Annotated in this window: 10 protein-coding genes; 5 read left to right on the top strand and 5 right to left on the bottom strand. The window is 72.8% G+C overall.

The annotated features are described in order from the left end of the window. Window positions 1–297: 297 nt before the first annotated feature. Window positions 298–1089 carry a VOC family protein gene (locus ACWDBB_RS28635; protein ID WP_449792342.1) on the bottom strand — a complete coding sequence of 264 codons (792 nt, stop codon included), beginning with the start codon at window positions 1087–1089 and terminating at the stop codon, window positions 298–300. A 180-nt stretch (window positions 1090–1269) separates the two neighbouring features. Between ACWDBB_RS28635 and recD2 the strand changes: the two genes are divergently transcribed. From recD2 to ACWDBB_RS28620, 3 genes are all read left to right on the top strand, one after another. Further along, on the top strand, window positions 1270–3507 hold the full coding sequence (recD2, locus tag ACWDBB_RS28630; protein WP_449792341.1) for an SF1B family DNA helicase RecD2: 2238 nt from the start codon (window positions 1270–1272) through the stop codon (window positions 3505–3507). Window positions 3508–3732: 225 nt separating this feature from the next. Beyond that, a complete protein-coding gene (locus ACWDBB_RS28625) occupies window positions 3733–5022 on the top strand; it encodes a citrate synthase (RefSeq protein ID WP_355264308.1) in 1290 nt (429 codons plus the stop codon). A gap of 558 nt (window positions 5023–5580) precedes the next feature. Further along, on the top strand, window positions 5581–6300 hold the full coding sequence (locus tag ACWDBB_RS28620) for an SDR family NAD(P)-dependent oxidoreductase (protein ID WP_449792340.1): 720 nt from the start codon (window positions 5581–5583) through the stop codon (window positions 6298–6300). 97 nt (window positions 6301–6397) lie between these two features. On the opposite strand, the gene ACWDBB_RS28615 is transcribed toward ACWDBB_RS28620, so the two are convergent. Both ACWDBB_RS28615 and ACWDBB_RS28610 read right to left on the bottom strand, forming a co-directional pair. Continuing rightward, window positions 6398–8656, bottom strand: coding sequence for a heavy metal translocating P-type ATPase (locus ACWDBB_RS28615; RefSeq protein ID WP_449792339.1), 2259 nt, complete (start codon window positions 8654–8656; stop codon window positions 6398–6400). 64 nt (window positions 8657–8720) lie between these two features. After that, on the bottom strand, window positions 8721–8939 hold the full coding sequence (locus ACWDBB_RS28610; RefSeq protein WP_387757800.1) for a heavy-metal-associated domain-containing protein: 219 nt from the start codon (window positions 8937–8939) through the stop codon (window positions 8721–8723). 180 nt (window positions 8940–9119) lie between these two features. Between ACWDBB_RS28610 and ACWDBB_RS28605 the strand changes: the two genes are divergently transcribed. Further along, window positions 9120–10292, top strand: coding sequence for a PP2C family protein-serine/threonine phosphatase (locus tag ACWDBB_RS28605; RefSeq protein WP_449792338.1), 1173 nt, complete (start codon window positions 9120–9122; stop codon window positions 10290–10292). A gap of 205 nt (window positions 10293–10497) precedes the next feature. On the opposite strand, the gene dhaL is transcribed toward ACWDBB_RS28605, so the two are convergent. Both dhaL and dhaK read right to left on the bottom strand, forming a co-directional pair. Continuing rightward, entirely contained in the window at window positions 10498–11118 is a 621-nt protein-coding gene (gene dhaL, locus ACWDBB_RS28600) for a dihydroxyacetone kinase subunit DhaL (protein WP_449792337.1), read from the bottom strand. Between the two features lie 51 nt (window positions 11119–11169). Continuing rightward, the gene (dhaK, locus tag ACWDBB_RS28595) at window positions 11170–12165 is read right to left on the bottom strand and encodes a dihydroxyacetone kinase subunit DhaK (RefSeq protein WP_449792336.1); all 996 of its coding nucleotides are present in this window, start codon (window positions 12163–12165) and stop codon (window positions 11170–11172) included. Between the two features lie 166 nt (window positions 12166–12331). Between dhaK and dhaM the strand changes: the two genes are divergently transcribed. Beyond that, window positions 12332–12724 (top strand): dihydroxyacetone kinase phosphoryl donor subunit DhaM, encoded by a 393-nt coding sequence (dhaM, locus tag ACWDBB_RS28590; RefSeq protein WP_449792335.1) that lies wholly within the window; start codon window positions 12332–12334, stop codon window positions 12722–12724. Window positions 12725–12771 lie beyond the last annotated feature (47 nt).

Genomic DNA, 12771 nt, shown 5'->3' with positions numbered 1-12771 from the left:
GCAGGGGGGACCCTGTGGGAGAGTAGGACGCCGCCGAACAATTCTTCTGAAAAGCCCCTGATCCATTCGGATCAGGGGCTTTTCGCATTTCCCGGAAACCGGACTCGACAGGCTCGGTGGATGGATGGATTCGAGGGATTCGACGGATCTGACAGAGCGACGGATTCGATCGATTCGCCAGACGGCCGCGTCAGCCGCGATCAGGGCACCGGAGGTACTGCGTGCCGCGCCCAGCCTTGTCTACGCACGTAGCACCCCTTCACGGCCCGTCTCAAGGGTCCTGGGACCCCGTTGGCGTCAGCCGGCGGACTTGACGCTGGTGATGACGGCGAAGACGGCGCCGTGGGGGTCGACCAGCTGGGCCAGCCGGCCGACGCCGTGCACGTCCATGGCCGGGATCCGTACGGTCGCGCCGAGGGTGGCGGCGATGGCGAGGCTGGCGTCGGTGTTGGGGACCTCGAAGTAGGGGAGCCAGTGCGAGGTGGTGCCGCGCGCGGTGTGCTCGGGGCCGAGCTGCATGATGCCGCCGTGGGCGTCGTCCGTGCCGCCGCCGGCCGGGGTGAGGACGGTGTACGTCACCTCGCCGAGCGGGACGTCCTGCTCCTGCCACTCGAAGACGGCCCGGTAGAAGGACTTGGCGCGCTCGGCGTCGACGCTGTAGCACTCGGTCCAGCAGAGGCTGCCCTCCTCGGTGACGAGGTCCAGGCCGCGGGTGTCGTGCGGCTGCCAGACCGCGAAGTCCGCGCCGGTCGGGTCGGTGTAGCCGGCCATCCGGCCCGCGGAGAAGACGTCGAAGGGGGCGAACCGGACGCGGCCGCCGGACTGTTCGACCAGGGCGGTGGTGTGGTCGGCGTTCTCGGTGGCGAAGTAGATCGTCCAGCCGGGAGCGGCGCCGTCCTCGGCGACCGGGCCGAGGGCGGCGACGGTCCGGCCGTCGAGCTGGAAGAAGCCGTAGCCGCCGGCCTCGGGGCCGGCCGAGTCGAAGGTCCATCCGAACAGCGCGGTGTAGAAGTCGACGGACGCCCGGGTGTCGGGACTGCTCAGGTCGAGCCAGTCCGGGGAACCGGGGCGGAAGTCGGTGTTGAGCATGGCGGCACTGCTCCTCGGACGGGGCCCGGGCGGGCGCGGTCGACGGCGGTCCCCCTCGGTTCCTCCCACCTTGGCACCTCGGCCGGGGCGCTGCACGGCAGCGACGGTTCCGGGGCTGTCGGGGCAGGGCGGTACGGTGCGTAGCGGAATGATCCACCCGTACCGGTCGAAGGGGGTCCGGTGAGCAAGCAGGCGTCGCAGTCCGGGCAGCAGGTGCCGCGCCAGTTGGCGCAGGTCGAGGGCGTGCTGGAGCGGATCACCTACGCCAACGAGGAGACCGGCTACACGGTGGCCCGGGTGGACACCGGCCGGGGCGGCAACGACCTGCTGACGGTGGTGGGCGCGCTGCTGGGGGCGCAGGTCGGCGAGTCGCTGCGGCTGCACGGGCGGTGGGGCTCGCACCCGCAGTACGGGCGGCAGTTCACGGTGGAGAACTACACCACGGTGCTGCCGGCGACCGTCCAGGGGATCCAGCGGTACCTGGGCTCGGGGCTGATCAAGGGGATCGGGCCGCGGTTCGCCGAGCGGATCGTGGAGCGCTTCGGGGTGGACACCCTGGAGGTGATCGAGAACGAGCCGGGCCGGCTGATCGAGGTGCCGGGGCTGGGGCCGAAGCGGACGAAGAAGATCGCGGCGGCCTGGGAGGAGCAGAAGGCCATCAAGGAGGTGATGGTCTTCCTGCAGGGGGTCGGGGTGTCCACCTCGCTGGCTGTGCGAATCTACAAGCAGTACGGCGACGGCTCGATCGGTGTGGTGAAGAACGAGCCGTACCGGCTGGCCTCGGACGTCTGGGGCATCGGCTTCCTGACTGCGGACCGGATCGCCCAGGCGGTGGGCATCCCGCACGACAGCCCGGAGCGGGTGAAGGCCGGCCTGCAGTACGCGCTGTCGCAGAGCACCGACCAGGGGCACTGCTTCCTGCCGGAGGAGCGGCTGATCGCGGACGGCGTGAAGCTGCTCCAGGTGGACGTCGGGCTGGTGATCGACTGCCTGGCGGAGCTGGTGGCGGCCGAGGGGGTGGTGCGCGAGGCGGTCCCGGGGGAGGGCGGCGAGCCGGTCACCGCGGTGTACCTGGTGCCGTTCCACCGGGCGGAGATCTCGCTCGCCAACCAGTTGCTGCGGCTGCTGCGTTCGGACGAGGACCGGATGCCGTGGTTCGGGAACGTGGACTGGCCGGTGGCGCTGGACTGGCTGGCGAAGCGCACCGGGGCGGAGCTGGCGCCGGAGCAGGAGCAGTCGGTGCGGCTGGCGTTGACGGAGCGGGTCGCCGTGCTGACAGGCGGTCCGGGCTGCGGCAAGTCGTTCACGGTGAAGTCGATCGTGACGCTGGCGCTGGCGAAGCGCGCCAAGGTGGTGCTGGCGGCGCCGACCGGCCGGGCGGCGAAGCGGCTGGCGGAGCTGACCGGGGTGGAGGCCTCGACGGTGCACCGGCTGCTGGAGCTGAAGCCCGGCGGGGACGCCGCCTACGACCGGGACCGGCCGCTGGACGCGGACCTGGTGGTGGTCGACGAGGCCTCCATGCTGGACCTGATCCTGGCGAACAAGCTGGTCAAGGCGGTGCCGCCGGGTGCCCACCTGCTGTTCGTGGGGGATGTGGACCAGTTGCCCTCGGTGGGTGCCGGGGAGGTGCTGCGGGACCTGCTGGCCGAGGGCGGGCCGATCCCATCGGTGCGGCTGACCAGGATCTTCCGGCAGGCGCAGCAGTCCGGCGTGGTGACCAACGCGCACCGGATCAACGAGGGCAGGCCGCCGCTGACGGACGGACTGGCGGACTTCTTCCTGTTCGCCGAGGACGACGCGGAGCGGGCGGCCGGGCTGACGGTGGACGTGGTGGCGCGGCGGATCCCGCAGAAGTTCGGCTTCGACCCGCGCCGGGACGTGCAGGTGCTGGCGCCGATGCACCGCGGCCCGGCCGGCGCGGGGAACCTGAACACCCTGCTCCAGGCGGCGGTGACGCCGGCCCGGGAGGGGCTGGCCGAGCGCCGCTTCGGCGGCCGCACGTTCAGGGTGGGGGACAAGGTCACCCAGATCCGCAACAACTACGACAAGGGGCGGAACGGCGTCTTCAACGGCACAGTGGGAGTGGTGACCGCCCTCAGCGTGGACGACCAGCGGCTGACGGTGCTCACCGACGAGGACGAGGAGGTGGTGTACGAGTTCGACGAACTGGACGAGCTGGCCCACGCGTACGCGGTGACGATCCACCGCTCGCAGGGCAGCGAGTACCCGGTGGTGGTGATTCCGGTCACCATGTCCGCTTGGACGATGCTCCAGCGGAACCTGCTCTACACCGCTGTGACCAGGGCGAGGAAACTGGTGGTGCTGGTGGGGTCACGCAAGGCGATCGGACAGGCCGTTCGGGCCGTCAGTGCAGGTCGGAGGCACACCGCGCTCGATCATCGACTGTCAACTGGATGATTATCCAACGGGATGGTTGCCTCTAATGTTCTCTTGACGTGAAGAGATTTACGGCAGAGCCTAGGGTGGTGCCGATCTTGTCCGGTTCGTACCGGCTGCGGCGGCAGGTTTTGTAGGGGCGGGCCCTTTCGGGCCACCCCGGGTGCGCGACTGTCCTCCGGATGGGGGATGGTAGAGACAGTCAGGGCACCTTGGAAGAGGATTCATTTCGTCGGTGAGGAAGACGTGAGCGACAACTCGGTAGTACTGCGGTACCAGGACGGCGAGTACGAATACCCCGTCGTCGAGAGCACTGCGGGCAACTCCGGCTTCGACATCTCGAAGCTGCTCCCGCAGACCGGCCTGGTCACCCTGGACAACGGCTTCGGTAACACCGCCGCGTACAAGTCCGCGATCACCTTCGTGGACGGCGACAACGGCATCCTGCGGTACCGCGGCTACCCGATCGAGCAGCTCGCCTCCGATGGCGGCTTCATCGAGACCGCGTACCTCCTGATCAACGGTGAGCTGCCGAACGCGGACCAGCTGGCGGAGTTCAACCGCGAGATCACCCAGCACACCCTGCTGCACGAGGACGTCAAGCGCTTCTTCCAGGGCTTCCCGCGGGACGCCCACCCGATGGCCATGCTGTCCTCGGTGGTCGGCGCGCTGTCCACGTTCTACCCGGAGAGCCACAACCCGTTCGACGCGGCCCAGCGCCACCTGTCGACCGTGCGCCTGCTCGCCAAGCTGCCGACGATCGCCGCGTACGCGTACAAGAAGGCGATGGGCCAGCCCTTCGTCTACCCGCGCAACGACCTGAGCTACGTCGAGAACTTCCTGCGGATGACCTTCGCCGTCCCCGCCGAGGACTACGAGCTCAACCCGGTCGTCGTCAATGCGCTGGACAAGCTGCTCATCCTGCACGCGGACCACGAGCAGAACTGCTCGACCTCCACCGTGCGCCTGGTCGGCTCCAGCCACGCCAACCTGTTCGCCTCGATCTCGGCCGGCATCTCGGCCCTGTGGGGCCCGCTGCACGGCGGCGCCAACCAGGCCGTGCTGGAGATGCTGGAGAGCATCCAGAAGGACGGCGGCGACGTCGACGCCTTCATCACGAAGGTGAAGAACAAGGAAGCCGGCGTCAAGCTGATGGGCTTCGGCCACCGGGTCTACAAGGCCTTCGACCCGCGCGCCGCCCAGGTCAAGCTGCTCGCGCACGAGGTCCTCGGCCAGCTCGGCAAGAACGACGAGCTGCTGGACATCGCGCTCAAGCTGGAGGAGCACGCCCTCAAGGACGACTTCTTCATCTCGCGCAAGCTGTACCCGAACGTGGACTTCTACACGGGTCTGATCTACCGCGCCATGGGCTTCCCGACCAGCATGTTCACCGTGCTGTTCGCGCTCGGCCGGCTGCCGGGCTGGATCGCCCACTGGCACGAGATGATCAACGACCCGACCAGCCGGATCGGCCGCCCGCGCCAGATCTACACCGGCACCGCGATCCGCGACTACGTCCCGCTGGACGCCCGCTGACCGGAGCGGAGCCGACCACCGGCCCGCGCGGAAGCTGAAAGGGGCCCGGCCGCTGCCTGAGCGGTCGGGCCCCTTCGCGTCCCGGTGGCGCGCCCGAGGGCCCGCGCGGAGACGGAACCGTACGGCGCACGACTCCGGGGCCGGCCGCAGCCGGGGACGGCCGCTCAAAGCGTCCCAGGCCCGCCAGAACCCCGGCGTCGTGCGCGAAGGCCGTCGAGAGCCGACGACCGTTCCCGGGGCCCGCCGGAGCCCCGTCGACGACAGCCGCTGGAAGCGCGGGGACACGATGCCGTTCAGCGTGTCCCCGCCCATCGGAAAACTGCCGCACTACCAACCTAAGACGTATCAGGGTGCGAGAAGTTACGCCGGGGGGGTGTGAGCTGCCTCTCGCCACGCTCCGTGTGCGCGTCGTACCTCGCCCATACCACACGTTCACGCGGGCGGGACGTCACCCTCCCCGCAGTCACGGCAACCGAGCGTGATAGGAATCGTGGCATTCCGGTACGGACCGTCGCGCCATTCGCCACGTGACGGCGGAACTGGGGAGGGAGTGGGCAGATGGCCAGGAACGTCGTCGTCACCGGCGGTGGCACGGGAATCGGGTACGAAGTCGCGCGTCGGTTCGTCGAGGCCGGCGACCGCGTGGTGATCGTGGGCCGCCGCCGGGAGGTCCTGGAGAAGGCCGCGGCCGACCTCGGGCCGAGCGTCACCCCGCTGGTGTGCGACCTCGCCGACCCGGACGCCGTCGAGGCCGCGCTCGCCGATCTGCCCGAGCGGATCGACGTCCTGATCAACAACGCCGGCAGCCGGGAGACCGTGGTCGGCGGCGGCCCGCACGCCCTGCTGGCGCGTTGGCGCGGCGACTTCGAGCGCAACGTGCTCACCGTGGTGCTGCTCACCGAGTCGGTCCGTGACCGGCTCACCCCGGGCTCCGGCCGTGTGGTCACCATCAGCTCCATCGCCGCCCTGCGCGGGGCCGGTTCGTACGGCGCGGCGAAGGCCTCGCTGCACGCCTGGAACCACTTCCTGGCCGCCCAGTTGGGCACGTCGGGCATCACCGCCAACATCGTCGCGCCGGGCACCGTCGCGGGCACCGAGTTCTTCGGGCCGCGGCTGGACGAGGCCGAGGTCGCCCGCCGGGCCGCCCGCACCCTGCTCGGCCGGATCGGCGAGACCGGTGAGGTCGCGGCGGCGGTGCACTTCCTGGCCTCGCCCGAGGCCGGGTTCATCACCGGCGAGATCCTGCACTGCAACGGCGGCGAGCTGCTGGGGCGTTGAGACGCGCCCGGACAGGCCAGAGGGCCCCGGACCGGTGTCGGTCCGGGGCCCTCGCGCGTGCGGCCGGGGGGTCCGGGTCGCGGGGGGGTGTCCGGGCTCAGGCGGGCCGGAAGCGGCGCAGCCGCAGGCTGTTGGTGACCACGAAGACCGAGGAGAAGGCCATCGCCGCCCCGGCGATCACCGGGCTGAGCAGGCCGGCCGCGGCCAGCGGGATCGCCGCCACGTTGTAGCCGAAGGCCCAGAACAGGTTGCCCTTGATGGTGCCCAGGGTGCGGCGGGAGAGCCGGATCGCGTCGGCCGCCGAGCGGAGGTCGCCGCGGACCAGGGTGAGGTCGCCGGCCTCGATGGCGGCGTCGGTGCCGGTGCCCATCGCCAGGCCCAGGTCGGCCTGGGCGAGCGCGGCCGCGTCGTTGACGCCGTCGCCGACCATCGCCACGACCCTGCCCTCGGCCTGCAGCCGCCTGACGGTGGCGACCTTGTCCTCGGGGAGCACCTCGGCGATCACGTGCTCCGGCGCGATGCCGACCTCGGCCGCCACGGCCCCGGCCACCGCCCGGTTGTCGCCGGTGAGCAGCACCGGCGTCATGCCCAGTGCCCGCAGTCTGTCGACGGCCTCGGCACTGGTCGGCTTGACCGCGTCGGCGACCTCCAGCACGGCCCGCGCCTCGCCGTCCCAGCCGACCGCGATCACGGTGCGGCCGGCCGCCTCGGCGATGGCCTTGGCACGGGCCAGGGAGGGCGGCAGGTGCAGGGCGCGGTCGGCCAGCAGGGCCTCGTGCCCGGCGACGACCGCGCGGCCCGCCACGACCCCCTCCACGCCCCGGCCGGGCACGTTGCGGAAGTCCGCGACGGCGGGCAGTTCACCGGCCTCGGCGGCGGCCTCGGCGACCGCCCGGGCGATCGGGTGCTCGGAGGCGTGCTCGACGGCGCCGGCCAGGCGCAGCGCCTCGGCCCCGTCCACGCCCTCGGCGGTGTGCACCGCGACCAGGGCCATCCGGCCGGTGGTGACGGTGCCGGTCTTGTCCAGGACGACGGTGTCCACCGTGCGGGTGGTCTCCAGCACCTCGGGGCCCTTGATCAGGATGCCGAGCTGGGCGCCGCGGCCGGTGCCGACCATCAGCGCGGTCGGGGTGGCCAGACCCAGGGCGCACGGGCAGGCGATGATCAGTACGGCGACGGCCGCGGTGAAGGCCTCGGTGGGGCTGTCGGTGGTCAGCAACCAGACCACCAGGGTGGCCAGGGCGATCAGGACGACGACCGGGACGAAGACGGCGGAGATCCGGTCGGCCAGCCGCTGGGCGGCGGCCTTGCCGTTCTGGGCCTCCTCGACCAGCTTGGCCATCCGGGCCAGCCGGGTGTCCGCGCCGACCCGGGTGGCCTCGACCACCAGCCGGCCGCCCGCGTTGACGGTGGCGCCGGTGACGGCGTCGCCGACGGTGACCTCGACCGGGACGGACTCGCCGGTCAGCATCGAGGCGTCCACCGCCGAGGCGCCCTCGACCACCGTGCCGTCGGTGGCGATCTTCTCGCCGGGGCGGACCACGAAGCGGGTGCCGACCGTCAGCCGGTCCACCGGCAGCCGTACCTCCCGCCCGGCCCGGAGCACCGCGACGTCCTTGGCGCCGAGGTCGAGCAGGGTGCGCAGGGCGGCGCCGGCCCGGCGCTTGGAACGGGCCTCCAGCCAGCGGCCGAGCAGGATCAGCACGGTGACGGCGGCGGCGGTCTCCAGGTAGAGCGAGGAGGAGGGGTCGGTGTCGCCGACGGACGGCGAGAACTCGTGGCGCATCCCGGGCCGGCCGGCGTGGCCCCAGAACAGCGCCCAGCAGGACCAGCCGAAGGCGGCCAGGGTGCCGAGCGAGACCAGGGTGTCCATGGTGGCGGCGCCGTGCCGCAGGTTGGTCCAGGCGGCGCGGTGGAAGGGCAGGCCGCCGTAGACCACGACCGGGCCGGTGAGGGCGAAGGCCAGCCACTGCCAGTCGGTGAACTGGAGGGCCGGGACCATCGACAGCAGGACGACCGGGAGGCTGAGGACGGCGCTGATCAGCAACCGGTCACGCAGGGGGTCGGCGGGCTCGGGCTCGGGCTCGGATCCGGGCTCGGGGGCGGCCGGGGCCGGGGGCGGTGGGAGTTCGGCGGTGTAGCCGGTGCGCTCGACGGTGGCGATCAGCTCCTCGACCGTGGTGCCGGGGCCGAAGTCGACCCGGGCCTTCTCGGTGGCGAAGTTGACGGTGGCCTCGACGCCGTCCATCCGGTTGAGCTTCTTCTCGATCCGGGCCGCGCAGGAGGCGCAGGTCATCCCGCCGATCGACAGCTCGACCCGGTCCCGCGCCCCGAGGTCCGGGGCGGACGTGCTCATGCGGATCAGCTCCTTGGTCGGGCGGACGGCGGGAGCGGTTCGAGGCCCCCGCCGTGCCGGGGGGTCAGGCGCTGCGGCCGACCAGCTCGTAGCCGGCCTCGTCGATCGCGGCGCGCACCTGCTCGTCGTCCAACGGGGCGGCGGAGGAGATCGTCACGGTTCCGGCCGTGGCGTCGGCGGCGACCTCGGTGACCCCGGCCAGGGCGGAGACCTCCTCGCTGATCGCCTTCTCGCAGTGGCCGCAGCTCATGCCGGACACGGTGTAGGTGATGGTGCTGGACATGGAGGCCTCCGGGAGGTCAGGGCGGCCCGGGTGCTGCCCGGGATGCGGCGCCGACAACGACTCTGCTACCGCCAGCATACCCCTCCAGGGTATTTCCGGGCGGGGCGGGGTGGGATGCCCCGCGGTGCGGGGGGACGGGCCGGTAGGGCCTCGCCCGTGATCGTCCCTTATGTTCGGTATGTGTTTCCGCTCCGCCGCGCCCAGTCTCCCTCGGCTCCCACGGCAGCCGGACTGCCGCCGGACCGGCAGCGCGGCGCCCTGCTCGCCGCCGACCTCCAGGACGTGCCGTTCTGGCGGCGTGCCGCCCCGGCACTGATCGCCGTCCTGCTGGTCGGGCTCGCGGACTTCCTCTCCGGCAAGGACCGCTACCTCGCCCCGCTGATGACCGTGGTGCCGACCGTCGCGGCGCTGACCCTGAAACCCCGCGAACTGCTCCTGGTCTGCTTCCTCGGGCTGGTCACGGTGTTCGGGCTCAGCCACCACGACGAGGTCGACAACATCAACGACGCCCGCTTCCTCTACGGGGCGATGGTCAGCTACGTCGTGCTGACGCTGTTCTCGGCCTGGGTCGCCAAGATCCGGATGCGGCGGGCGGCGGCCTTCGCGGCCGTCAGCTCCGTCGCCGAGGCCGCCCAGCGGGCGCTGCTGCAGCTGCCGGGGCCGGCCGTCGGACCGCTGCGGCTCGCGGTGCGGTACGTGTCGGCGGCGGACGCCTCACAGATCGGCGGGGACCTGTACTCGGTGCTGGAGACCCCGCACGGCACCCGGGTCGCGGTCGGGGACGTCCGTGGCAAGGGGCTGGCGGCGGTGCAGACCGCGGCCGTGGTGCTGGGCGCGTTCCGCGAGGCGGCGTACGACGAGGCCGGGCTGCGGGGCGTCGCCGCGCGGATCGAGGCCAGCGTCGAACGGCACGTGCCGGACGGGGAGTTCACCACGGCGCTGTTCGCGGAGTTCCGGACGCCGGGGGCGATGGAGCTGCTGCAGTACGGGCACGTGCCGCCGATCCGGGTGGACGGCGACGGGCGGGCGCACGTGCTGCACGCGCCCGACCCCTGGGTGCCGCTGGGGCTCGGCCGGCTGGCGGCGGGGGAACCGACGACCTGGGAGCAGCCGTTCGGCGCGGAGGACGTGCTGGTGCTCTGCACGGACGGGGTGATCGAGGCGCGGCACCGGACGAACGGGGAGTTCTACCCGCTGGCGGAGCGGGTCGGGCCGCTGGTGCGGGGAGCCGCGCGCTCGGCGGGGGAGCTGGAGGCGGCGGTGGGGCGGGTGTACGCGGACCTGCTGGCGCACACGGGCGGGGAGCTGCGGGACGACGCCCTGCTGCTGCTGATCGCGCGGACGGACGGGTGAGGGGCGCTCTGCGGGGGCCGGGGCCGGGGCCGGGGGTTCGGGGCGTGGTGCGGGTGGGGGCCTCCGCCCCGCGCAGTTCCCCGCGCCCCTGCCGGGGCTCGGGGAACTGCGCGGGGAACAGGAAGGGAAGGGTCCTGGGATCTGCCTGAGAGCGAGGGCCGGGAGGGAATCGCCCGGGGAACCGGGCGAGGGGCCCTGCGGGGGCTCAGGTGGCGGTGACGTCGGCGAGGGTGCGGAAGACGAGGGCGGTGGAGGTGGCGCCCGGATCCTGGTGGCCGATGCTGCGGTCGCCGAGGTAGGAGGCGCGGCCCTTGCGGGCCCGGAGCGGGACGGTGTCGAGGGCGCCCTGTTCGGCGGCGTCGGCGGCCGCCGACGCCGCCGCGGGGAGGCCGGCGCCAGCCGCGGCGCGGAAGGCGGCGACGGCCGGGGTCCAGGCGTCCACGATGGTCTTGTCGCCCGGTTCGGCCTTGCCGAGGAGGCGGACGGCGTCCAGGCCGGCCGACAGGGCCTCGGCGACCGCGGCCGGGCCGGCCGGCTCGGGCAGGGCGGCGCCCATCGCGCGGAAGGCCTTGCCGTAGAGCGGTCCGGAGGCGCCGCCGACCTTGGAGATGAGCGTGGTGCCGGTCTTGGTGAGGACGGCGCCCGGGCCGGCCGGCCGGAGGCCGTCCAGGGCGGTCAGGGTGGCGGCGAAGCCGCGCTGGAGGTTGCTGCCGTGGTCGCCGTCGCCGATCGCCGAGTCCAGCTCGGTGAGCCGGGAGCGCTCCTTCTCGACGGCCGCGGCGATCGCGCGGATCCAGGCCTCGGCCAGGGCGGTGTCGAAGTCCATGGGGTCTCCTTCGGTGTGGCTCGGGGCTGGGGCGAATCGATCGGACACGCCCTACGCCCGCTTGAGGGCGGGGGTGTCGACCGGGGCGTCCCAGAGTTCGAGCAGCTGGGCGTCGGCCTTGGTGAGGGTGAGCGAGAAGCCGGCCATGTCCAGGCTGGTGACGTAGTTGCCGACCAGGCTGCGGGCCACCGTGATGCCGCGCTCGGCGAGCCTGGCGGCGACCTCGCCGTAGACCACGTACAGCTCCAGCAGCGGGGTCCCGCCGAGGCCGTTGAGCAGGGCGATCACCTCGTCGCCAGGGGTCAGGTGGTGGTCGGTCAGGATGGTCTCGACCACCTCGGCGGCGAGTTCGCGGGCCGGGCGGAGCTTCTCGCGCCGGCGGCCGGGCTCGCCGTGGATGCCGACGCCGACCTCGATCTCGTCCTCGGGCAGGTCGAAGCCGGGCTTGCCGGCCGCCGGCACGGTGGCCGCGGTGAGCGCGATCGCGAAGGAGCGGGAGGCGGCGTTGACCCGCTCGCCCAGGGCGGCCACCTCGTCCAGCGGGGCGCCGCGCTCGGCCAGCGCGCCGGCGGTCTTCTCGACCAGGAGGGTCGCGCCGGTGCCCCGGCGCCCGGCCGTCCAGGTGGAGTCCTCGACCGCGACGTCGTCGTTGACCAGGACGGTGCGGACCTCCAGCCCCTCCTCGGCGGCGAGTTCGGCGGCGAGCTCGAAGTTCATCACGTCGCCGGTGTAGTTCTTCACGATGAAGACCACGCCGGCGCCGGTCTCCACGGCCTTGGCGGCGGCCAGCATCTGGTCCGGCACGGGCGAGGTGAACACCTCGCCGGGGCAGGCGGCGTCGAGCATGCCGGGGCCGACGAAGCCGCCGTGCAGCGGCTCGTGGCCGGAGCCGCCGCCGGAGATCAGCGCGACCTTGGCGGCGGCCGGGCGGGCGGCCCTGGTGATCACCCGGTTGGGGATGTCCACCGCCAGCTCCGGATGGGCGGCGGCGATTCCGGCCAGCGCGTCCTCCAGGACGCCCTCCGGGGTGTTGATCAGCTTCTTCAACGTTCTTCGCTCCCTTGGTGACCTGGGTGACCTGGGCGGGGACGCCACGGCCGTCGACGCCGTCGCCCCGACGCTACGCCAGACGGGGGTGGTGGGCACGGGGTGCGACACGCGGGATTCCGATCACTCTCCCGGAGCAGCGGGTTCCGGCCGTAGGGTCGGCCGCATGAGTGAGAACGTGGGCATTGTTCTGGTCTCGCACAGCGCCCGGCTCGCGGAGGGGCTGCGCGAGCTGCTCGGCGAACTCGCCTCGGACGGCGTGCGGGTGGTCGTCGCGGGCGGCACCGAGGACGGCGGGCTCGGCACCAGCTACGACCTGATCGCGGCGGCGATCGCGCGGGCCGACGCCGGGGCGGGCGTGGTCGTGCTGCCGGACCTCGGCAGCTCGGTGCTCACCGCCGTGACGGTGCTGGAGGACGAGCCGCGCCCGGGCGTGAAGCTGGCCGACGCGCCGTTCGTGGAGGGCGCGGTGGCCGCCGCCGTCACCGCCTCGACCGGGGCCGGGCTGGCCGAGGTGGTCGCGGCGGCCGAGGACGCGCGCGGGTTCCGGAAGCTCTGAGCTCCGGGCGGCGCCGAAGGGAGCCCCCGCGGGACGCCCCCCGGGGG

This window comes from Kitasatospora sp. NPDC001095 (assembly GCF_053598615.1).
The sequence above is the reverse complement of the archived record's forward strand: the minus strand, read 5'-3'. Positions and strand labels throughout refer to the sequence as shown.

Coding starts and splice junctions, on each gene's coding strand:
- ACWDBB_RS28635 (WP_449792342.1), bottom strand. CDS start 1,089: ATGCTCAACACCGACTTCCGCCCCGGTTCCCCGGACTGGCTCGACCTG.
- ACWDBB_RS28615 (WP_449792339.1), bottom strand. CDS start 8,656: ATGAGCACGTCCGCCCCGGACCTCGGGGCGCGGGACCGGGTCGAGCTG.
- dhaL (WP_449792337.1), bottom strand. CDS start 11,118: ATGGACTTCGACACCGCCCTGGCCGAGGCCTGGATCCGCGCGATCGCC.
- ACWDBB_RS28620 (WP_449792340.1), top strand. CDS start 5,581: ATGGCCAGGAACGTCGTCGTCACCGGCGGTGGCACGGGAATCGGGTAC.
- ACWDBB_RS28610 (WP_387757800.1), bottom strand. CDS start 8,939: ATGTCCAGCACCATCACCTACACCGTGTCCGGCATGAGCTGCGGCCAC.
- dhaM (WP_449792335.1), top strand. CDS start 12,332: ATGAGTGAGAACGTGGGCATTGTTCTGGTCTCGCACAGCGCCCGGCTC.